The sequence below is a fragment of the Yoonia maritima genome (assembly GCF_043641945.1).
GTDB classification, from domain to species: Bacteria; Pseudomonadota; Alphaproteobacteria; order Rhodobacterales; family Rhodobacteraceae; genus Yoonia; species Yoonia maritima_B.
In genome coordinates this window covers 513,604-533,458 of the sequence record NZ_JBHZRX010000001.1, presented here as the reverse complement: position 1 = coordinate 533,458, position 19,855 = coordinate 513,604, and the positions used below count along the sequence as shown (strand labels likewise).

At 54.3% G+C, this 19,855-nt stretch carries 21 protein-coding genes; 4 read left to right on the top strand and 17 right to left on the bottom strand.

The genetic code is table 11. The annotated features are described in order from the left end of the window. Positions 1–43: 43 nt before the first annotated feature. Complete coding sequence (locus tag ACHUEV_RS02720) at positions 44–1,348, bottom strand: NAD(P)/FAD-dependent oxidoreductase (RefSeq protein ID WP_394177524.1); 1,305 nt, start codon at positions 1,346–1,348, stop codon at positions 44–46. 83 nt (positions 1,349–1,431) lie between these two features. Between ACHUEV_RS02720 and ACHUEV_RS02715 the strand changes: the two genes are divergently transcribed. Beyond that, complete coding sequence (locus tag ACHUEV_RS02715; RefSeq protein WP_394177523.1) at positions 1,432–1,851, top strand: GFA family protein; 420 nt, start codon at positions 1,432–1,434, stop codon at positions 1,849–1,851. On the opposite strand, the gene ACHUEV_RS02710 is transcribed toward ACHUEV_RS02715, so the two are convergent. The 12 genes from ACHUEV_RS02710 to ACHUEV_RS02655 all read right to left on the bottom strand — a co-directional run bounded on the left by ACHUEV_RS02710 (position 1,848) and on the right by ACHUEV_RS02655 (position 12,680). After that, complete coding sequence (locus ACHUEV_RS02710) at positions 1,848–3,200, bottom strand: glutamine synthetase family protein (RefSeq protein WP_106356682.1); 1,353 nt, start codon at positions 3,198–3,200, stop codon at positions 1,848–1,850. The genes ACHUEV_RS02715 and ACHUEV_RS02710 overlap by 4 nt on opposite strands. Next, positions 3,197–3,880, bottom strand: coding sequence for a type 1 glutamine amidotransferase (locus ACHUEV_RS02705; RefSeq protein ID WP_394177522.1), 684 nt, complete (start codon positions 3,878–3,880; stop codon positions 3,197–3,199). Before ACHUEV_RS02705 ends, ACHUEV_RS02710 begins: the two co-directional genes overlap by 4 nt. 116 nt (positions 3,881–3,996) lie before the next feature. Beyond that, complete coding sequence (locus tag ACHUEV_RS02700) at positions 3,997–5,328, bottom strand: glutamine synthetase family protein (protein WP_394177521.1); 1,332 nt, start codon at positions 5,326–5,328, stop codon at positions 3,997–3,999. After that, complete coding sequence (locus tag ACHUEV_RS02695) at positions 5,325–6,131, bottom strand: ABC transporter permease (RefSeq protein ID WP_394177520.1); 807 nt, start codon at positions 6,129–6,131, stop codon at positions 5,325–5,327. The genes ACHUEV_RS02700 and ACHUEV_RS02695 overlap by 4 nt, the downstream gene beginning before the upstream one ends. Further along, positions 6,128–7,012: an ABC transporter permease gene (locus ACHUEV_RS02690; RefSeq protein ID WP_394177690.1), complete on the bottom strand. Its 885-nt coding sequence runs from the start codon at positions 7,010–7,012 to the stop codon at positions 6,128–6,130. Before ACHUEV_RS02690 ends, ACHUEV_RS02695 begins: the two co-directional genes overlap by 4 nt. A 51-nt stretch (positions 7,013–7,063) precedes the next feature. Next, a complete protein-coding gene (locus tag ACHUEV_RS02685) occupies positions 7,064–7,789 on the bottom strand; it encodes a transporter substrate-binding domain-containing protein (RefSeq protein ID WP_106356692.1) in 726 nt (241 codons plus the stop codon). A gap of 21 nt (positions 7,790–7,810) precedes the next feature. Next, the gene (locus tag ACHUEV_RS02680; RefSeq protein WP_394177519.1) at positions 7,811–8,584 is read right to left on the bottom strand and encodes an ABC transporter ATP-binding protein; all 774 of its coding nucleotides are present in this window, start codon (positions 8,582–8,584) and stop codon (positions 7,811–7,813) included. Positions 8,585–8,730: 146 nt separating this feature from the next. After that, positions 8,731–9,171, bottom strand: a complete 441-nt coding sequence (locus ACHUEV_RS02675) for a tellurite resistance TerB family protein (protein ID WP_394177518.1) — start codon at positions 9,169–9,171, stop codon at positions 8,731–8,733. 36 nt (positions 9,172–9,207) lie between these two features. After that, on the bottom strand, positions 9,208–9,996 hold the full coding sequence (locus ACHUEV_RS02670) for a 23S rRNA (adenine(2030)-N(6))-methyltransferase RlmJ (protein ID WP_394177517.1): 789 nt from the start codon (positions 9,994–9,996) through the stop codon (positions 9,208–9,210). A 51-nt stretch (positions 9,997–10,047) separates the two neighbouring features. After that, positions 10,048–11,691, bottom strand: coding sequence for a CTP synthase (locus ACHUEV_RS02665; protein WP_106356701.1), 1,644 nt, complete (start codon positions 11,689–11,691; stop codon positions 10,048–10,050). Positions 11,692–11,850: 159 nt separating this feature from the next. After that, positions 11,851–12,207, bottom strand: coding sequence for a preprotein translocase subunit SecG (gene secG, locus ACHUEV_RS02660; protein ID WP_394177516.1), 357 nt, complete (start codon positions 12,205–12,207; stop codon positions 11,851–11,853). 77 nt (positions 12,208–12,284) lie between these two features. Further along, complete coding sequence (locus ACHUEV_RS02655; protein WP_394177515.1) at positions 12,285–12,680, bottom strand: DUF6524 family protein; 396 nt, start codon at positions 12,678–12,680, stop codon at positions 12,285–12,287. Positions 12,681–12,819: 139 nt separating this feature from the next. On the opposite strand from ACHUEV_RS02655, the gene ACHUEV_RS02650 reads away from it, so the two are divergent. Together ACHUEV_RS02650 and ACHUEV_RS02645 are read left to right on the top strand one after the other, a co-directional pair. Continuing rightward, positions 12,820–14,115: an adenylosuccinate synthase gene (locus tag ACHUEV_RS02650; RefSeq protein WP_394177514.1), complete on the top strand. Its 1,296-nt coding sequence runs from the start codon at positions 12,820–12,822 to the stop codon at positions 14,113–14,115. 5 nt (positions 14,116–14,120) lie between these two features. After that, positions 14,121–14,336: a DUF2842 domain-containing protein gene (locus ACHUEV_RS02645; protein WP_394177512.1), complete on the top strand. Its 216-nt coding sequence runs from the start codon at positions 14,121–14,123 to the stop codon at positions 14,334–14,336. A gap of 64 nt (positions 14,337–14,400) precedes the next feature. Here the strand turns inward: ACHUEV_RS02645 and ACHUEV_RS02640 are convergent, their stop codons facing one another. Then, positions 14,401–16,026 (bottom strand): hypothetical protein, encoded by a 1,626-nt coding sequence (locus ACHUEV_RS02640; protein ID WP_394177511.1) that lies wholly within the window; start codon positions 16,024–16,026, stop codon positions 14,401–14,403. Between the two features lie 205 nt (positions 16,027–16,231). Here ACHUEV_RS02640 and ACHUEV_RS02635 point away from each other — a divergent pair, with 205 nt between their 5' ends. Further along, complete coding sequence (locus ACHUEV_RS02635) at positions 16,232–16,912, top strand: thiamine diphosphokinase (protein ID WP_394177510.1); 681 nt, start codon at positions 16,232–16,234, stop codon at positions 16,910–16,912. On the opposite strand, the gene ACHUEV_RS02630 is transcribed toward ACHUEV_RS02635, so the two are convergent. From ACHUEV_RS02630 to ACHUEV_RS02620, 3 genes are read right to left on the bottom strand one after another with little or no spacing between them, the layout of a single operon-like run. Continuing rightward, the gene (locus tag ACHUEV_RS02630; protein ID WP_394177509.1) at positions 16,854–17,762 is read right to left on the bottom strand and encodes a DMT family transporter; all 909 of its coding nucleotides are present in this window, start codon (positions 17,760–17,762) and stop codon (positions 16,854–16,856) included. The two genes, ACHUEV_RS02635 and ACHUEV_RS02630, sit on opposite strands and share 59 nt — an antisense overlap. Next, complete coding sequence (locus ACHUEV_RS02625) at positions 17,746–19,119, bottom strand: L-serine ammonia-lyase (RefSeq protein ID WP_394177508.1); 1,374 nt, start codon at positions 19,117–19,119, stop codon at positions 17,746–17,748. Before ACHUEV_RS02625 ends, ACHUEV_RS02630 begins: the two co-directional genes overlap by 17 nt. Beyond that, a complete protein-coding gene (locus tag ACHUEV_RS02620; protein ID WP_394177507.1) occupies positions 19,119–19,805 on the bottom strand; it encodes a glutathione S-transferase family protein in 687 nt (228 codons plus the stop codon). The genes ACHUEV_RS02625 and ACHUEV_RS02620 overlap by 1 nt, the downstream gene beginning before the upstream one ends. Positions 19,806–19,855 lie beyond the last annotated feature (50 nt).

Genomic DNA, 19,855 nt, shown 5'->3' with positions numbered 1-19,855 from the left:
TTCGGCAAAACCTAACATAAGCGAGGTCACAAATCTATGACAGTTAGACGCCCAGCCTGTCGCGCAAAGCGTACCATGTCATCGCCAGTGTCAGTAAAGGGGCACGGAATGTTGGGCCGCCAGGAAAGTTGGGAACTTTTAGGCTCGAAAGCGTATCAAACCGGCTTGCTTGTCCAGCGATTGCTTCGGCCATGACCTTGCCTGCCAGCCCCGACAGCGCAACGCCATGCCCAGAGAAACCAGCACCAGAAAGGATATTCGGCGCAACGCGCTGAACGGCGGGCAGGCGGGTCATAGTGATGCCCAATGTGCCGCCCCAAACGTAATCGACCTTCACGTCTGATAGTTGGGGAAAGAGGTTGGTCATACGTTGGATGAGGGCGGTGTTGATGTCCTTGGGAAAACCAATGGAGTAGCTTTCGCGCCCGCCAAACAAGAACCGATTATCTTCGGACATGCGATAATAGTTCACGACGAATTTGCTATCTGCTACTGCGATATCGCGGGCCAATACGGATGCGGCACGATCCCCCAAAGGCTCTGTCGCGCAGATGAAGCTGTTGATCGGCATGACCTTGGCCGATGTCTTGCGGTCGATGTTGGGCAGGTAGCCGTTGCCAGCGATAATCACGTGGCGGGCTTTGACGGTTCCCTTGGGGGTGTGCAACGTGGCCGGGTCGCCATGCTCGATCTGAGTGACTTCGGTTCGTTCAAAGATACGCGCGCCTGCGGCCTCGGCCAGTCGGGCAAGCCCAAGTACATAGCGCAGCGGGTGGATGTGACCCGCGCCCATATCTAACAGGCCGCCTTGATATAGCGGCGATTTGACCACGTCGCGCATGGCGTCAGGGCCAAGCACCTCAATCTGGTCATAGCCATAGTTATCGGCGAGATAGGCGGCATCAGCGGCATAGCTGTCTGCCTCTTTCGCATTATAGAACCCATGTGCCACACCGGGGCGATAACGGGCCTCTGGGATGTCGCTTTTACACAGGTCGCGGACGTCTTGTTTGGCTTCTTCGGCTAAAGCCCAAAGCGCGGTGGCAGCGTCAGCGCCCAGCTTTTTAGTCAAGGTTGCTTGGTCGCTATTGTAGCCACTACCAACCTGACCTCCGTTGCGTCCTGACGCGCCAAAGCCCGCACGATGGGCATCAAGCACGACCACATCAAGCCCCTTTGCAGCGAGATGCCGTGCGGCGGACAGCCCTGTGAACCCCGCACCGATAATGCAAACATCAACCGACAGATCACCATCCAAAGATGGGCGTTCCGTTGGTAAATCCGTACTGGCCACATACCAGCTGTTTGGGAATTTTCCGGGTTCGTCGTTGCGATAAAGCGGGTTCATAGGGCGGGTCCAAAGCTTGCGTTATTGAGTTATTGATATGCATGCTGGTGAAAACCCGCAATCTAAACCGAAAGGGATACGGAATGCCATCAAGCGATACCTACAACGGCGCCTGCCATTGCGGCGCGGTCCAGTTCAAAGTCACACTAAAAGGCGGGTTAGAAAGCGCGCGGCGCTGTACCTGTTCATATTGCTCAATGCGCGGGGCAGTGGCGGTGACAGCTGCGTTGGATGGCCTGAACTTTACGAAAGGCAAGGACCTGCTGACGCTGTATCAATTCAACACAAAATCTGCTGAACATTATTTTTGCCCGACCTGCGGGATTTACACACACCATAAACGGCGCTCAAACCCGAATGAATTTGGCGTGAACGCCGCATGTCTCGAAGGGATCAGCCCGTTTGATTTCGCCGAGGTCATTGTGAACAACGGTGTGCAACATCCCAACGATGACCCTAGCGCGCCAACTGTCGCCGGGGTGCTGCGGTTTATTAAGGCTTAGACGTTCAGCAGTAGGTGTTCGCGTTCCCATGGGCTGATGACCTGGAGGAACTCTTTGTACTCTAGCCGTTTCACGATGGAGTAGACCCGCGCAAAATCAGGGCCAAGGACGTTGTGCAGGTCTTTGCATTCCTCAAAAAGATCCAGCGCTTCACTGAGCGAACCAGAGATTTCAGCCTCTGATTCATATGCTTCACCGCGCCAGCGCTTGTCAGGGCGGATTTCGTTCTTCAGGCCCAGATACCCACAAGCAAGTGATGCCGCGATGCAAAGGTAGGGGTTGCAGTCCATACCGGGCAGGCGGTTTTCGATCCGGCGCGCGGATGGATCGCTGATTGGGATACGAATTCCAGTCGTCCGGTTGTCGCGCCCCCATTCAAGGTTAACAGGCGCGGCGCTGTCCGGCACATAGCGACGGTAGCTGTTCACATAGGGCGCGATCAACGCGATTGCGCTGGGCATATATTCCTGAAGACCACCGATAAAGTGGAAGAACGCATCGGTTTCGCCGCCCTGTGGGCCGGTAAATATATTCCGGCCGTCTGCATCGATCACGGAGTGGTGGATATGCATCGCGCTGCCCGGTTCGCCTTCGATCGGCTTCGCCATGAAGGTGGCAAAGCAATCATGTTTAAGCGCTGCTTCGCGGATCAGGCGTTTGAAATAGAATACCTCATCGGCGAGTTTGATCGGGTTGCCGTGGCGTAGGTTGATCTCAAGCTGACCAGCGCCGCCTTCTTGCGCGATACCGTCGATTTCAAATCCTTGGATTTCAGCGTATTCATAGATGTCGTCAATCACCGGGCCATAGTCATCTACCGCAGTCATTGAATAGGCCTGACGGCCAGCAGCAGGGCGGCCGGTACGCCCCATCATTGGCTCAATCGGTTTTGCTGGGTCGATGTTGCGGGCAACGAGATAGAATTCCATTTCCGGTGCGACGACTGGTGTCCAACCTTCAGCTTTGTAAAGATCGACGACACGGCGCAAGACGTTGCGCGGTGAAAACGGAACTGGTTTTCCCTTTTGGTCAAACGCGTCATGAATGACTTGAAGCGTGCCGTCTTCAGCCCAAGGGGCGGCGGTCGCTGTGGACATGTCTGGCTTTAGGATCATGTCGGGTTCTAGAAAACCATCCGGACCCGATGCTTCACCCCAATCGCCGGTAATCGTTTGAAAGAAGATTGAGTTGGGAAGATGGAAATGCGCCTGCTTTTCCCATTTTCCTGCTGGAACGGCCTTACCGCGGGCGATACCGGGTAGGTCAGCGATAACGCACTCGACCTCGTCCAAGCGATTGTTTTCTAGATATGTACGGGCGGCCTCTGGGATTTTGTCGGTCCAGCTCATGCCAGTTGTCTTTCTTTAAAAAACTGCGCGATCTGCGCAGCAAGACGGTCGCTATCGACCGGTTTGTTCAAGTTATCTCGGACCTCGGCAAGCTGCTGATCCGGCACATTGCCCGGACCACGATAAGTCGCAAGGCCATCAATGACAGCAGTATCGAATTCCGGATGTGGCTGAACGGTAAAGGCGCGTTTGCCATAAAGTAACGCGGCATTTGTGCAAAAGTCGTTACTGCCAATCACCGTGGCGTCGGCGGGGGCGCTGATGACCTGATCTTGGTGCCACGCATTAAGCGCGATCTGTTCACCGTTCAGATCGTAAGTTTGGCGGCCCACGGCCCAGCCACCATCGAATTTCGCCACTTTGCCACCCAATGCCTGCGCAATGATCTGATGCCCAAAACAAATGCCGACCAATGGAATTTCAGCGTCATAGATTTCGCGGATAAGGTTTTCGAGCGGTGGAATGAATGGGTGATCCTCGTAGGCGCCATGTTTGGATCCTGTGATCAGCCATCCATCGCAATCGCTGATAGAGGTCGGGAACTCCATGTCCACTACGCTGTAAGTATGAAACTCGAAATCATTGCCGTCGAGCAGACGTTTAAATAGATCGGCAAAATCGCCAACCTGAGGTCGCAATTCATCCGGCGCGTGGCCCGTTTGCAAAATGCCGATTTTCATGAGGTCACCGTAGTTTGGGTTTCGTCCCAAACTACATCGGCGCGGGCGCTGCCGCAAGCGCGAAGGATTTTAGCTAAAATCCTTCTACACGGTAAATTTCTAGAAATTTACCGCCTTCAAACCGTATCGAGATAAAGGTCGAGTTGTTCTTCGGGGCTGAGTTCTTGGAAGTGGCGCATTTCTTGTCGTTTGGTGCGCAGTAGGTTGTCGACCAACTGCCCGTCAAACACGCGGCGCGCGAGCGCACTTTTTTCAAAGGCGTCGATCGCTTCTTTCCAATCGCCCGGTACTTGGGGCAGTTTTTGGATATAGGCATTCCCAGTGATCGGAGCAGGCGGGACGAGCTTGTCTTCGATACCAACCAAGGCGGAGCCTAGGACCGCTGCCAAGAACAAATAGGGGTTCACATCGCCACCCGCGACACGATGCTCGATACGGCGCGCTTTGAGGCTTCCACCGGGTACGCGAATGGATGCGGTCCGGTTGTCGTAGGCCCAACAAATACTTGTCGGAGCGTGGTTGCCCGGAACAAGCCGTTCATAGCTGTTGCCATGTGGCGCAAATATCAGCGCAAGATCAGGGATGCCTTTCAGGCAACCCGCAATCGCGTGCTGCAGCAATGGCGTACCTTCGTGTGTGTCATTGGCAAAGACGTTGTTACCCTCGGCATCAATCACCGAGAAATGCGTATGAAGCCCGTTGCCTGCGTAATCTTCATATGGTTTGGCCATAAAGCTGGCGGCCATCCCGTGGTTTCGGGCCAAGCCACGTACCAGCATCTTAAACAGCCAAGCGTCGTCTGCTGCCTTTAACGCGTCAGGCACATGTTCAAGGTTCACTTCGAATTGGCCAAGACCACCTTCGGAAATCGCGGCCTCTGCGGGAATGTCCATCGCATCGCAGGCGTCGTAGAGTTCGTTGAAGAACTGATCGAATGCATCCAGCGCACGAAGGGATAATACCTCGGCACCAGCGCGACGTTTTCCTGATTTGGGCGACTTTGGCTGACGAATGCCGCGCCCGGAATCATCAACCAGATAGAATTCCATTTCGGTTGCGACGACTGGCGTTAGCCCTAGCGCCTTATAGCGGTCGACGACTTCCGCAAGCGCGTGGCGTGGATCGCCTGCAAACGCTGTTCCGTCTTCGTGAAACGCCCAAAGGGGGAGGATAGCAGAGGGAGACGAAAGCCAAGGCATCGGTACATACCCGCGCTCGGTCGGGAGTAAAACGCCATCGGCGTCGCCGCTTTCCAATACAAGCGGGCTATCATCGATATCTTCGCCCCAGATATCAAGGTTCAGAACGGATAGGGGAAACCGCGTTCCTTCTTGTTCTAACTTAGCCGCAAAACGGCGCGGAACGCGTTTACCACGCGCCTGACCGTTTAGGTCGGCCGCACCACATCTTACGTTTTTTACGTCCGGGTTGTCGTCCAACCAACTCATCTAATGACCTGCGGTTTGATTTTCAGCCGCTTGCGCCGCTCTTGGGGAAGATGGCGATTAAGTCGGGTATTCACCAGCCCAAAAACACCAATCACAACCAAAGTCAGCAGAATAAAATACCCAGCGAGTATTGGGTAGGGAATGAATGGGTTGAACGTCTTATCGGCAAAGTAGTTTGCGTAATAAAGTGCGTCACCGCGTTGCTGAAGCGCTGGAAAGCCAGAGAAGAACACAAGCGTTGTTGCATGGAATAAAAAGATAGCTTCGTTCGTATACGCGGGCCATGCAAGGCGCAGCATCGTTGGCCAGATCACACGACGAAAACGCGACCAGCCTGAAAGCCCATATGCGTCAGCGGCTTCGATCTCTCCCTTCGGGATGGACTGAAGCGCACCGTAAAAGATCTCAGCGGAATAGGCGGCAGTGTTCAAGAACAATACAACCAACGCCCCGGCCCATGCAGAGGTCAGGGGGCTGAACACCGGATACTGAGCCTTAAGGCTAAGGAACAGGAAGTAGGCAAAGAAGAACTGAATAAACAGCGGTGACCCACGGAAGATAAAGATGAACCATTCGGCTGGTTTACGTATCCAAGCTGATTGCGCGGCTTTGCCCAATGCGACCGCCGTCGCCATAAAAAATCCGGTGCAAAGCGCGATCAGCCCGAAATACACATTCCAGATCATCCCTGAGCCGATCAGCGTGAACTGCTGGCACAGCGTGAAATCATTGCGCGGCAATAGCCGTTCGCCAATACCTTGGCTGCGCAGACCGTAATCGATAATCGTTTCCCAACAGCTCATGCCGCCGCCTTTCGCTGTGCTTCGCCTGCGGCGGTCGCTTGGCCGTGTGTGAGACGCGCCATGATGCGGTCAAGAACGACTTCAGATACTTTGGTGAACGCGAGGTAGAACACCAACAGCGCTAGGAAATACCACATCCGCCAGTCGGGGTGCGGGTAGTCCGTGAACTGGGGTTGCTTAGACCCGCCAAGTTCACGCGCCCAATAAACGATGTCTTCGACACCCAGCAGGAACAGTAGTGGCGTTGCTTTGATTAGGACCATCCACAGGTTAGACAGGCCGGGCAGGGCATAGACCCACATTTGCGGAACAAGGATACGCCAGAACGTCTGGCGGCGCGACATGCCGTAGGCTTCGGCTGTTTCTAGTTGGCCATGGGGCACTGCGCGCATCGCACCAAACAGAACGTTGGCGGCGAATGCACCAAAGACGATTGCAAATGTTAGAACAGCCAAAGCAAACCCATAGGTTTCATGCACCCATTGCGGGGCGTTGCCCAAGGGCAGTTTGGCAGCGGTACAGACAACAAAATCATTGCCTTGCCGGACTGGTTCTTGCCAGTCGGGGCATTTGATCTTGTGTCGGATGAATTCGAAACCTTGATCCAGTGCAATCACAAAGAACAAGAAGAACGCGATGTCGGGGATGCCACGGACGATTGCGATATAGGCTTTGCCGAACCAGCGAAGCGGGGCAAAGTGGCTACGGGCGGCAGAAGCGCCACCAAAGCCAAAGGCCAAGGCGACAGGCGCGGTGATCGCCAACAAAAGCAGAACAGTGCCGAATGCATAATACATCGACATGTGCTTGCCTGTGGTCAGGTAGCAGCTAAGCCATTGAAGACCTTCAAGGCTGGCGGGGTCTGTACAGTAACTAAAAATGAAGTTCACCAGTCGGGTGGGATGAGGGGGCATGACGCCCCCTCAAGTGTCTTAGAAAGTAGCGGAGTCTGGCAGCCACTTAACGATCAGTTCGTTCAATGTGCCGTCAGCTTTCATAGACTGAATAGCAGCAGTGAATTTGTCACGCAGTTCGGTGTCGCTTTGGCGCACGCCAAGGCCGATACCGCCACCGATCAGAACGTCTTCACCGATGATAGACACTTCAGCGTCGGATTCTGCGATTGGCAGCAAGAATGCTTTGTCAGCAAGAACTGCGTCTGCTTCGCCGTTTTTGACAGCAGCAACAGTTTCGTCAGGTGTCGCGAACTCAAGAAGGGTCGCGCCTTCCATGCCAGCAACATATGCAGCTTGGATTGTGCTTGCTTGTGCTGCAACAACAGCAGTCGTCACGTCAACGTCACCCATTGCAAGGAATGCAGATGGATCAGGCTGTGTATAGTTTTCAGAGAAGTCGATGACTTCTTTGCGCTCGTCCGTGATGGACATGCCAGCGATGATCGCATCGTAGTTGCCGGACACAAGGTTCGGAATGATGCTGTCCCATTCGTTGGTGACCCACTCACAAGTCAGTTCAGCACGTGCGCACAGTTCGTCGCCCAGTTCGCGCTCAAAACCATCAACTTCGCCAGCGTCGTTGATGAAGTTATATGGAGGGTAGGCGCCCTCGGTGCCCAGACGGACAACAGAGTGGCTTTCGGCCATCGCCATGCTGCCGGTAAGGGCTAGCACTGCAGTGCTTAGGATCAGGTTTTTCATCAGTTTTCTCCCAATTGATGATTATGAAACCGTCGCGGATAGAAACCCGCGAAGTCGGTCGGTTTTTGGTTGTCCGAATAGAACGTCTGGTGCGCCCTCTTCTTCGATCTTACCTTGGTGCAAGAACACCACATGGTCGCTGACGTCAGCGGCCATCCGCATGTCGTGCGTCACAATCAGCATTGTCCGGCCTTCGTTTGCCAGATCTTTGATCACTTTGACCACTTCTTGTTCCAGTTCAGGATCAAGCGCACTTGTCGGTTCGTCAAACAACAGGGCCTTTGGCTCCATGCACAGGGCACGCGCGATTGCGGCACGCTGTTGTTGTCCGCCAGACAGTTGGGCAGGATATGCATCACATTTATCGCCGATGCCGACCTTAGCAAGATACTTGCGTGCGGCTTCCTCGACTTCGGCCTTGTCACGTTTAAGCACGGTTACCGGTGCCTCCATGACATTTTGCAGAATCGTCATATGGGCCCAAAGGTTAAACTGCTGAAACACCATCGACAGGTTCGTACGTATGCGGATCAGTTGATCGCGGTCACCGGGGCGGCGGTTTGCACCGGTCCCTTTCCAAATTACGGGTTCGCCACAAAACAAGACATCACCTTGCTGGCTGTCTTCTAACAGGTTCGCACAGCGTAAAAGCGTTGATTTTCCAGACCCTGACGACCCAATCAAAGATACGACATGACCAGCGGGGGCCGTAATGTCGACGCCTTTCAACACCTCCAATTCGCCATAGGCTTTGTGAAGGTTGCGGATTTCGATAACGGGGGCTTGGTCTGTCACGTTTGGTCGCTTTTTTTGTTTGTGCTGGCGATTAGGGCTTATTTTTTCAGCTTTTGCAACGATAGCATCGCGTCAACGGGTGATTACAGGGGCAAACGATTATGGCTTGGGCGGATGCGGCGGATCGTGGGCGCTTTGCGGCAGGCCTATGATACTGTGCTGACCCTTAGACGCGCTGCATTGCTGTCTTGGTCCGAAACACCCAACAAAGACGATATCATACGCATGTTGCTGTCTTCGGCTTCGTCACGCACACCATCGGCCATAACCACTGCCCACATCGCCTCGATCACCGAGACGCGGTGATCGTGATCAACAGCGTCTTTGATGGCACGTGTAAAGCGCACAGTGTCTGGGGCTTCTGCTTCAAGTGCTTCGCAATCTTGGCGCAGTGCCGCGGTTTCGGCGTCGCTGAGGCCGTAGCGTTTGGACAGCGCTTGGTCGATTTGCACAATCTCTTCTTCGGCATAATCCCCGTCTGCCCGCGCAAGGCGCACCAGCAGCGCACCAATCGCAAGGCGGGCATCAGGATCAGAAAGAGGGGCAGGAGCGGGGGCGGTCAAACGCCGAAGGAAATCACTAAACATATTGGTTACATAGTTCCGTGAATGGGGCCTGCAAAGTCAAACAGGCTTCAGGTTATTGTGAAACAGCTTTGCAAGGCGCGCGGACTCTTGTTCAAAACCGTATGGTGCGTTCACGACGAAAAGCCCAGATCCCACCATACGGTGACCCGGACGGGCTGGCGGAAATGATACCTCTGACACAACGCCATCAGGAATGGCTGTGCGCAGGGCGTCAATCATTGGCTTGTGCGGGGCATCGGTTAGGATCGGGTACCACAGCATGATAACGCCAACGCCCCATTTGCGGTGAAGCTTGGCAATCGTGTCGGGGATAGTGTCGTAATCTGATTTGACTTCAAACGAAGGGTCAATCAGCAACAGCCCGCGGCGCGGCTCTGGCGGGCACAGCGACATCGCCATTTCCCAACCGTCACGCTGACGATAGATACCGCCATATGGGGCCATATTGGCCTGAAGAGCGGCGAATTCTTGTGGATGAAGCTCAGAAAGATGGATATTGTCCATCGGGCGCAGGCTTTCGGCAGCGACTAGTGGCGACCCGGGATAAGCGGTAGCCCCGTGTTTTGCACGAATGCGATCCAAGACCTGCACATAAGGGTGATCAGAGGCGAACCAGTCTGCAGCAAGTGCGATGCCTTTGGCAGCTTCACCAGTCTTGACCGCTGCTTCGTCCGTCATGTCATACAGACCGCGTCCGGCATGGGTTTCCAGATAACTAAGCGGTTTATCCTTACGGATCATATACGCCAGCGACCACGCCAGCAGCGCGTGCTTGTGCACGTCTGCCATGTTTCCGGCGTGGTAACCATGTTGATACGATAGCATCAGGCGCTCTTTCGATCAGAATAATGTGCGGGCAATGCCCGCTCATTGAGCTCAAACAAGACGCGATGTTTCGACTGCGGCGCGGACAAAGTCAGCGAACAGCGGATGCGGTGCGAATGGCTTGGATTTCAGTTCTGGGTGGAACTGCACGCCGATGAACCAAGGGTGGTCCTTCCATTCGACGATTTCAGGCAGTTTGCCATCTGGTGACATGCCTGAGAAGTTCAGCCCGACTTTTTCCAACGCGTCACGGTATTTCGTGTCGACTTCGTAACGGTGGCGGTGGCGTTCTTCGATAGAGGTACTACCGTAGATTTCCGCAACTTTAGACCCTTCAGTCAATGTCGCGCTGTAGGCACCTAGACGCATTGTGCCACCTTTGTCGTCATCGGCCTTACGGGCGACCTTGTGGTTGCCTTGGACCCATTCTTTCAGGTGGTAGACAACAGGTTCGAAACGTTTCTTGCCTGCTTCGTGGTCGAATTCTTCGGAACCAGCTTTTTCCATGCCTGCGACATTGCGCGCGGCCTCGATGACGGCCATCTGCATGCCTAGGCAAATCCCGAGGTATGGGATCTTCTTTTCACGGGCGAATTGGGCCGCTTTGATCTTACCTTCGGTGCCGCGTTCGCCAAATCCACCAGGAACAAGGATCGCGTGGAAACCTTCTAGATATGGGGTCGCATCTTTGTCGTCGAACAGTTCTGCGTCGACCCATTCGATTTTGACCTTCACGCGGTTCGCCATGCCACCGTGGGTCAGGGCCTCGGCAATGGATTTATATGCGTCTTCTAGCTGGGTGTACTTACCAACGATGGCAACTTTGACTTCGCCTTCGGGGTTGTGAATGCGGTCATACACATCGTGCCATACGTCCAGTTTCGGAGATGGAGCCGGTGAAATGTCGAACGCATCCAGCACAGCCTGATCAAGACCCTGCTTGTGATAGGCAAGCGGCGCTTCATAGATCGATTTCAGGTCATAGGCTGCAACTACGCATTCTTTGCGCACGTTACAGAAAAGGGCGATTTTCTCGCGCTCTTTTTCTGGGATTGGCTGTTCGGAACGGCAAACCAGAACATCAGGCGCGATACCGATGGACTGAAGTTCTTTTACACTGTGCTGTGTCGGCTTTGTTTTCAGCTCACCACTTGCCGCCAAGTAGGGCAGAAGGGTCAGGTGCATAAAGATGCACTGGCCGCGCGGTTTGTCGTGGCTAAACTGACGGATCGCTTCAAAGAAGGGTAGGCCTTCGATGTCGCCGACTGTGCCGCCGATTTCACAAAGCATAAAGTCGACTTCGTCTTCGCCAATGCTGATGAAATCTTTGATCTCGTTGGTGACGTGAGGGACCACCTGAATGGTTTTGCCTAGGTAATCACCACGACGTTCTTTCTCGAGAACGTTGGAATAGATTCGGCCAGAGCTAACCGAATCTGTTTTGCGGGCGGGGACACCCGTGAAACGTTCGTAGTGGCCAAGGTCTAGGTCAGTTTCGGCACCGTCGTCTGTGACAAATACCTCACCGTGTTCAAACGGGGACATCGTGCCCGGATCAACGTTGAGATAGGGGTCAAGTTTGCGCAAACGCACGGAAAATCCGCGTGCTTGCAGCAGCGATCCCAGCGCTGCCGATGCGAGCCCTTTGCCAAGTGACGAAACCACGCCACCTGTAATGAAAATGAAACGCGCCATGAGCAGGGATCCCCCGTGAAAACTTACAGATATTGTTGGAAAACGAACGCCGAAATTCGCACCATCACGGGATTTAACTCATACCGGATTCGGATGAGTTGCGCAACCGCTGACGCAATATGGTGTTGCCGAACGTTGCCGTTCGGCAATCAGTAGTGGTTAGTCGGCAGATGGAACCAATGGTGCGTCATCGCTAGACGGCGGCAGCAAGCTTTCGCCAAGGTCTGGGAGAGTGACGTCATCGGACGCTTCGTTCGTGATGTCCACGCGATCAACGACTGATGAATTCGATGATTTGCTGGCAGCAATCAATGTCAGTGCAATCGAGGTGCAGATAAACGCAACAGCAAGGATCCAAGTGAACTTGCTCATTGCTGTGGGGGCAGGGCGCCCGCCTGTTGCTCCGCCGGCACCGCCGCCCATTCCAAGACCGCCACCTTCAGACCGTTGCAGTAGAACGGTGCCAATCAGGCTCAGAGCCAGAATGAGGTGAATGACTAGGACAACATTTTCCATCGAGGTGCCTTTCGGGCGTGCGTGAACACGCGGTATCTAAAAGCTGCGAGCGATTGCTGCAACCCCTGAAAATCGGGTTAATCGTCAAGATCATCCACATCAGTCTGCCCAGTAAGGCGTCTGCGGACAATCGACCAGCTAAGCCCTACCGATAAAACGATAGAAAGTGCGACAATTGCGATCCAAGTATTGATGGTCGGATTGTCCAAATTGATCAGACCTTGGTCATACATCACCCAAAGCAAAGTCGCGACCACAGCAAGAATCAGTATCATGCCGAATATGCCAATCGACCGCAGAGTCGCGCGTAAATAGATAATGTAGCCAACAAACAGCACGAGACCGAACAGAACAGTCAGCGAAAGGCTTGTTTCATAGTTCGCCATGCTCCAGCGAACAAAGTTCCATTCGGATGGGTTATAGGTTGCTGCAAGCAGGCCAAATGCGAATATCCAGCGTATAATGAAACCCATAGGTGCCTCTTTTTGTATTTCGACGCTGACAATGCCGACCTGAATAGGGGCTGTCCAGCCAATGGGCGCAAATTTGCGGTTCCCCCAGCAGCCGCGCAACGATATAGGGGGCACGAAGTTCAAAAAGGACAGTATTCTTATGGCAAATGTGGTGGTCGTTGGTGCCCAATGGGGCGACGAAGGCAAAGGCAAAATCGTTGATTGGCTTTCAGAACGTGCGGACGTCATTGCGCGTTTTCAAGGCGGACACAACGCAGGCCATACGCTGGTTGTAGACGGTGAAGTTTACAAACTGCACGCGCTTCCGTCCGGTGTTGTGCGGGGTGGTAAGCTGTCTGTCATCGGTAACGGCGTTGTGCTGGATCCTTGGCACCTGCTGAAAGAAATCGAAACCATCCGTGCGCAAGGTGTGTCGATTACACCTGAAACACTGATGATTGCGGAAAATACACCACTTATCCTTCCGATCCACGGTGAATTGGACCGTGCCCGCGAAGAGGCATCTTCGAAGGGAACCAAAATCGGCACGACTGGCCGTGGTATTGGCCCTGCATACGAAGATAAGGTTGGTCGCCGCTCTGTCCGCGTCGCTGATCTAGCCGATATGGCGACGCTTGAGGCGCGCGTTGATCGTGCGTTGCAGCACCATGACCCACTGCGCAAGGGGCTAGGCATTGCACCAGTCGACCGCGACAGTTTGATCGCAGATCTCAAAGAGGTTGCTCAACACATTCTGCCTTATGCAGCACCTGTGTGGAAAGTGCTGAATGAAAAGCGCAAAGCTGGCAAGCGAATCCTATTTGAAGGCGCACAAGGTGCTTTGCTTGACATCGACTTTGGCACTTACCCATTCGTGACGTCTTCAAACGTTATTGCAGGGCAAGCCGCGACAGGTGTCGGTGTTGGCCCGAACGCGATTGACTATGTGCTGGGTATCGTAAAGGCCTACACCACACGCGTCGGCGAAGGCCCGTTCCCAACTGAACTGGACGACGCTGATGGTCAGCGTCTTGGTGAACGCGGCCATGAATTTGGTACTACAACAGGCCGCAAGCGCCGTTGTGGTTGGTTTGATGCCTGCCTTGTACGTCAAACCTGTGCGACATCTGGCGTGTCAGGTATTTCATTGACCAAACTGGACGTTCTTGATGGTTTTGAAACACTGAAAATCTGTGTGGGCTATGAACTGGACGGCAAATCACTTGATTACCTTCCGACAGCTGCTGACGAACAGGCGCGCTGCACACCGGTCTATGAAGAAATCGAAGGCTGGTCCGAATCTACCGAAGGCGCACGGTCTTGGGCTGATCTGCCAGCGCAGGCGATCAAATACGTTCGTCGGATCGAGGAGCTGATCGAATGCCCAGTGGCTCTGGTATCAACCTCGCCTGAGCGCGAAGATACGATCCTCGTTACCGATCCATTCTCGGACTGATGGCAATGGGATACAAAGCCCGCAAGCGTCTTGCGCTTTTCATTCTGGTGATTGGCTTGCCGGCTTACATCGTGCTGGCTGTCACCATGATGAACATCGCGCCGGGCTTTGCGAAACCCGTTGAGCTGTTGATCTACGTACTGCTTGGCGTTGGTTGGATTTTTCCGCTGAAATGGGTGTTCAAGGGGATAGGCCAAGCCGACCCCGATCAAAACGACTAACCCCAAGTGTCTAAAACAAAAAAGGCGAGGATTAATCCTCGCCTTTTTTCGTTATGCTGTCAGCTTATGCCGAAGTACCGTTTGGCCGGAACCGAGTGTTTTCGGCAACTTGGAAACGGCCGTTGTTCAGCTTCACGATCTTGCTTTGGCGTAGCAGGCGACCAAATGAACGCAGCCCGTCTTCGCGGCTGATCTCCTGTGCTGTTGCGCTTTGGACCTTCTTCATGACCTGTGGGCGCGAGAAATCGTCGTCACCTTCGACAAATGCGATATAGGCTGCTGCTGCTTCTAGCAGGTCACCCAACTCAGTCGCACCTTGTTGCTGTGCGAACTCGGCAAAGCCACCAGCGGATGATCCACCACCAGAGTCCTTTTTAGATGCGATCCGGCGCAGGCGTTCGGCCGCTGCGTCGACAGGCTTATCCTCTTCCGCAGCACGTTGCGAAGGAACAAGGCGCAGTGGCGCGGATTCACGTGCTTCGCTTTGGATTTCTGCTTCATGCGCCCCTAAGTCTTCGCGGAATGCATCGCCTTTTTCATCGGTTGGACCTTCGTCACCCAGTTGGCGGGCTGCTTCGGTTGCGGCAACTGCTGCCTTGAGCTGTGCAAACGCATCGCGGTGACGGCGGCCTTCCGGTTCGTTCAGGCGCTCATCAGTCTGCATCAGAATGCGGCTCATCGCAGACTCAGGCGTGCCAGCAAGGTCGTCGCGCTTTGAGCGATGTTCTTCGTGGTCTTCAGCCTCTTCAGCAACTTCTTCGCCTTGAAGCTCGAAGTGATCTTCTTCTTCGTCGTCTTCATCGGCTGCAGGAGCGGCAGTCAACACAAGCGGACCAGCGTCATCTTCTTCAGGCTCGGCTTCGGCTACCGCCTCAATCTCGTCTTCGTCTGCGACAACCTCATCTTCGAATTCTTCAAAGTCGTCGCCGAGTTCTTCCTCTGCAGCTTCTTCAGCTTCGGCCGCTGCTGCCTCTTCAGCCGCGGCGTCAGCGGCGGCCAGTTCTACGTTGCGTTTTGCAAGGTCGGCCAATCGCTGGGCGAGCGGGTTTACAGGTACTTCTTCGTCATCTTCTTCGATGGCGCCATCTGCATCGTCAGCTTCGGCGGAAGGCTCAGCAGCTGGTGCCTGAACATGGCCACGACCAACAACTGCGCGAATGCGCTGCAGTTTGGCGGCAATGCTTTCTTCTTCGTCTACTTCGTCGATGTCATCAGATTCAGCCAGTGTTTCAGCCTGAAGTGGTTCTTCTTCGTCTTCTAGGTCTTCAACGTATTCTTCTTCGTCGGTGATGTTGGTGAAATCATCGTCGTCAAATGCCTCATCGTCGCTGTCGTCATCTTCGGCAGTCAGCGAAATGGGGTCTTCGTCATCCTCGATATCGGCTTCGTCATCGGCAGCTACGATGTTTTCAGCGTCTAGGTCAGCGTCGTCGTCGCTAAGGATTTCGTCTTCAGCGACAAATTCTTCGTCTTCTGCAAAAGCCTCTACTTCGTCATCAGCTGCAAGTTCGTCCTCTTCGGGCGCTGCGCGCAGGCTTACGTTCTGACCTTCGCCAGCGATTTCGACGTCCGTTCCAGCCTGCTCTGCGGTTAGCAGCGCAAGCGTTTCCATGTCTGGTGCTTGCGGCTCAACATCCATGAAGCGATCATGGCCGGCGAGTTCGTGGAAGTAGGATACGACGGTCTTCATCGTTTCAACCGAATCCTCGAACCCTTCTAGTCGGCAGGAAAAGGTTCCATAGGAGACATCTAAAATCTGGTTGCTCTTGGTCATAGATGATGCGCTTTCTTCGGTTTTTCGTGGCCGTCTGCTCGATTGACGATTGTACCTATTCACGATGAGGATGAGGTTACATTCAGGATCATTTTGTGACCTTTTGGGGGAATGTTTGTGAATGAGGGTTGAATCATTGTCTCTGAATAGGATTGTTTCGAGTAACCATACGATCTGCTTGGTCGGTGGTGCAAGGGTGCATGACGATACGATTACGTCCATTTTACCGTTGGTTGATCAATTTGTGGCCGTGGATGGCGGGGCTAATCATTTGTTAGCAGCGGGTATTTCACCTGCTGCAGTCATTGGTGATCTTGATAGTATCTCTTTGACCGCGCGTGCCACATTTGCTGATCTGACCCATCACATACCGGAACAGGATACGACGGACTTTGAAAAGGCGCTTAGTCGTGTTGAGGCCCCAGTCGTACTGGCCGTTGGTTTTACGGGCGGACGCATGGATCATACCTTGGCAGTTTTGAATGTGCTTGCCCGTTATTCGGACCGCGCGGTCGTCTTGCTGGACGATACCGACATTTGCTTTGTCGCAACGCAAGGGATGACGAGGCTAAGTTCGCCAATTGGAACGCGTATGTCATTGATGCCACTGGCGGAATGCAGGGTAACAGCGACCGGATTGCGTTGGCCATTTGAGGACAAACAGATGCACCCGACAGGTTTCATTAGCTCTTCGAACGAGGTGGCGGGCGATGTGACAATCCACGCGGATGGTCCGCTGTTGATTACACTGCCGGTGGAGTTTTTGGCGTCTGCAATGAAAGCCGCCGTTCGCGCGCGATGATGTAAAGCCCTGCTGCCACGGTGATACATATGCCGAGACCAGCCAATCCGTTGGGTAGATCAGCAAAGATCACCCAGCCGATCATCGTGCCAAATGGGATTTCTAGATACTGCATTGGCGCGAGCGTCGACGCAGGCGCGAACCGTAAGCTCCAAGTCATGAATAGATGTGCTGATGTGCCGACGATCCCCAACAACAACAGCATCGACCAAGTACCCGGTGTCATCGCGAGTTTATGGTTTAATGCCGATAGCGCCAAAACAGGCAAGAGCATGATGCAAGCCTGTACGCCGCTAATTGCCTGAAGCTTGATTGGATCGATTCTTTGCGCCAGTCGTCGCGTAACCATCATGAAAAGCGCAAATATGATCGCGACGCCGAGGGGGAGTAGCGCAGGGAACCCGACCGCCACAAAGTTGGGTTGGATTACTAAAAGAGTGCCGATGAAACCCACCGCACAGGCCGCCATGCGATGCGCGCCTACATCTTCGCCCATCACGAAATAACCTAGCAAAAGCATGATGAACGGCATCACGAACGCAATGGCCAGCGCATCGGCAAGAGGCAGGTATCGAAGTGCGCTAAACATTAGTCCGATGCCAGCGATGTGCAAAAGGGTGCGCAGTAATGTCCAGCCTATTGTGCCTTTGGGCAGTGCTAACCCTGATTTGCTATGCCAAACCAGCGGCAACAGTATTATGGCTTGCACCGCAAATCGCGCAAAAACCAGCACGCCTAGCGACACAGTCCCACCTAATAGTTTGGCGAGGCTATCGCCTAAGGGGGCCAAGACGCAAAACGCAAGCATCAGCATGATGCCAAGAAATGGTCGATCAGCAGTTAGGGACATTCACCGCCAAACCGCCAAGCGCGGTTTCCTTGTATTTCTCTGACATATCAACACCGGTTTGGCGCATCGTTTCCACAGCCACATCTAGTGACACAAGGTGTTGTCCGTCCCCACGCAAGGCAAGGGACGCGGCTGACACTGCCTTGATCGCGCCCAATCCATTACGTTCGATGCATGGGACTTGGACCAACCCTTTGACCGGGTCGCAGGTCATTCCAAGATGGTGCTCTAACGCGATTTCGGCAGCGTTTTCGACTTGTTCAGGTGTGCCACCCAAAACAGCAGCCAGACCTGCGGCAGCCATTGCGGCCGCACTGCCGACTTCGGCTTGGCATCCGCATTCGGCACCGGAAATAGAGGCGTTGAATTTGATCAGACCACCAACAGCTGCAGCGGTCAGCAGAAATTCGGGCACGCGAGCGCTGGTTGCGCCGGGCACGTGATCTAGCCAATAGCGGATTGTCGCAGGTACAACGCCTGCTGCCCCATTTGTTGGGGCAGTCACGACCTGACCTCCGGCTGCGTTTTCTTCGTTCACGGCCATGGCGTAGGTCGACATGTAGTCGTTGATCGTATGTGGCGCGGTTAGGTTCATGCCGCGTTCGGCCATCAAGGCATCATAGATACCTTTGGCGCGACGCCGTACGTTTAACCCGCCGGGCAGCGTGCCGTCGGTGGTCAGTCCGCGATCAATGCAGGTGTTCATCACCTCCCATATCCGCGCAAGACCACGATCAAGGTCAGCGTTCGGCATCCGCGATAGTTCGTTCGCGCGCTTCATTGCCGCGATTGATTTTCCCGATGTCGCCGCCATGCGCATCATTTCGTCCGCGCTGTGGAACGGAAAGGGGACGGTCGGGCCGTCATCGGTGTCCTTGCCCGCGTTTAGCTCTGCCTCGGTCAAGACAAAACCACCGCCAATCGAATAGTAAGTCACTTGGGTAAGTATATCGCCCTGCGCATCTGTTCCTGCCAAAATGAGGCCGTTGGAATGCCCAGGCAGCGCCGGGCCATAGTCAAACAGCAAATCTTCCGGGGGACTAAAACGCAGGCTGCCAAGACCTTCTGGTGTAACGGTTCTTTCGGCTTTGATCCGACTAAGCTCAGCCTCGGCCTTGTCCGCGTCGTAGTCGTCAGAGCGGAGCCCCGCGAGCCCAAGGATTACCGCGCGATCCGTTGCATGGCCGACCCCGGTAAAAGCCAAACTGCCGTGTAGTGACGCCCGCAGGCCCACCACTTTGAACGGCTGTGCGCGCAGGTGGTCCAGAAACCGCGCTGCGGCAACCATGGGGCCAATTGTATGTGATGATGAAGGGCCAACACCCACTTTGAACATATCAAACACGGACAAAAACATTACAGCGCGGTCCCTTCGGGTGGGCAGCAAGGTGATGGGGCCGAGATTGGCGTTGGTCCTAGACCTTCGGCCTTTGCTGCGCGAACAACGGCTGGGCGGGTCTCAAACCGTTGGGCGAAGGCATGGAGTTTGGGCCAGCGGCTAAGATCGAACCATTCGGTTGATCCACCATAAAGTGCGCACCACCTCAAAAGCGGCGCAAGATAACAGGCGTGAATCGTTACGTCTTGGCTGTCGCGCCACGGCACGGATTGCGCGGCTTCAAGCATATCAAGCTGCGCGACAAGCCGTTCACGCGTCATTTCGCGCAGTGTGTCAGAAGCTTTGCGCGTGTATTTGTCCGGATAGAACAACATCCGCAGCGACGCATGAAATGTGTTTGAGAGCCAGAATAGCCATTGCAATGCATGCGAGCGTTCAGGGGTGTCCGGCGCGGGGACCATCATTTTTTCGCGGTCGGCAAGCCAGAGCAAAATTGCCGCAGTTTCAAACATCGGGCCATGCGGCGTTTCAAGAACCGGGATCAAACCATTTGGATTCATTGCCAAATATTGCGCAGACTTTTGTGCTGATGTGCTACGGTCAACCAATACCGTTTCGAACGGCAGGGCCATTTCTTCCAAAACAAGGCGAACACAGAGTGATGCGTTGTCGGGGGCGTAGTGAAGGCGTAATGCGTTTTCCATGTCCAAAGCTTAGCTGATGACATTGTTCTGGACTGCCCAAATACGACGTC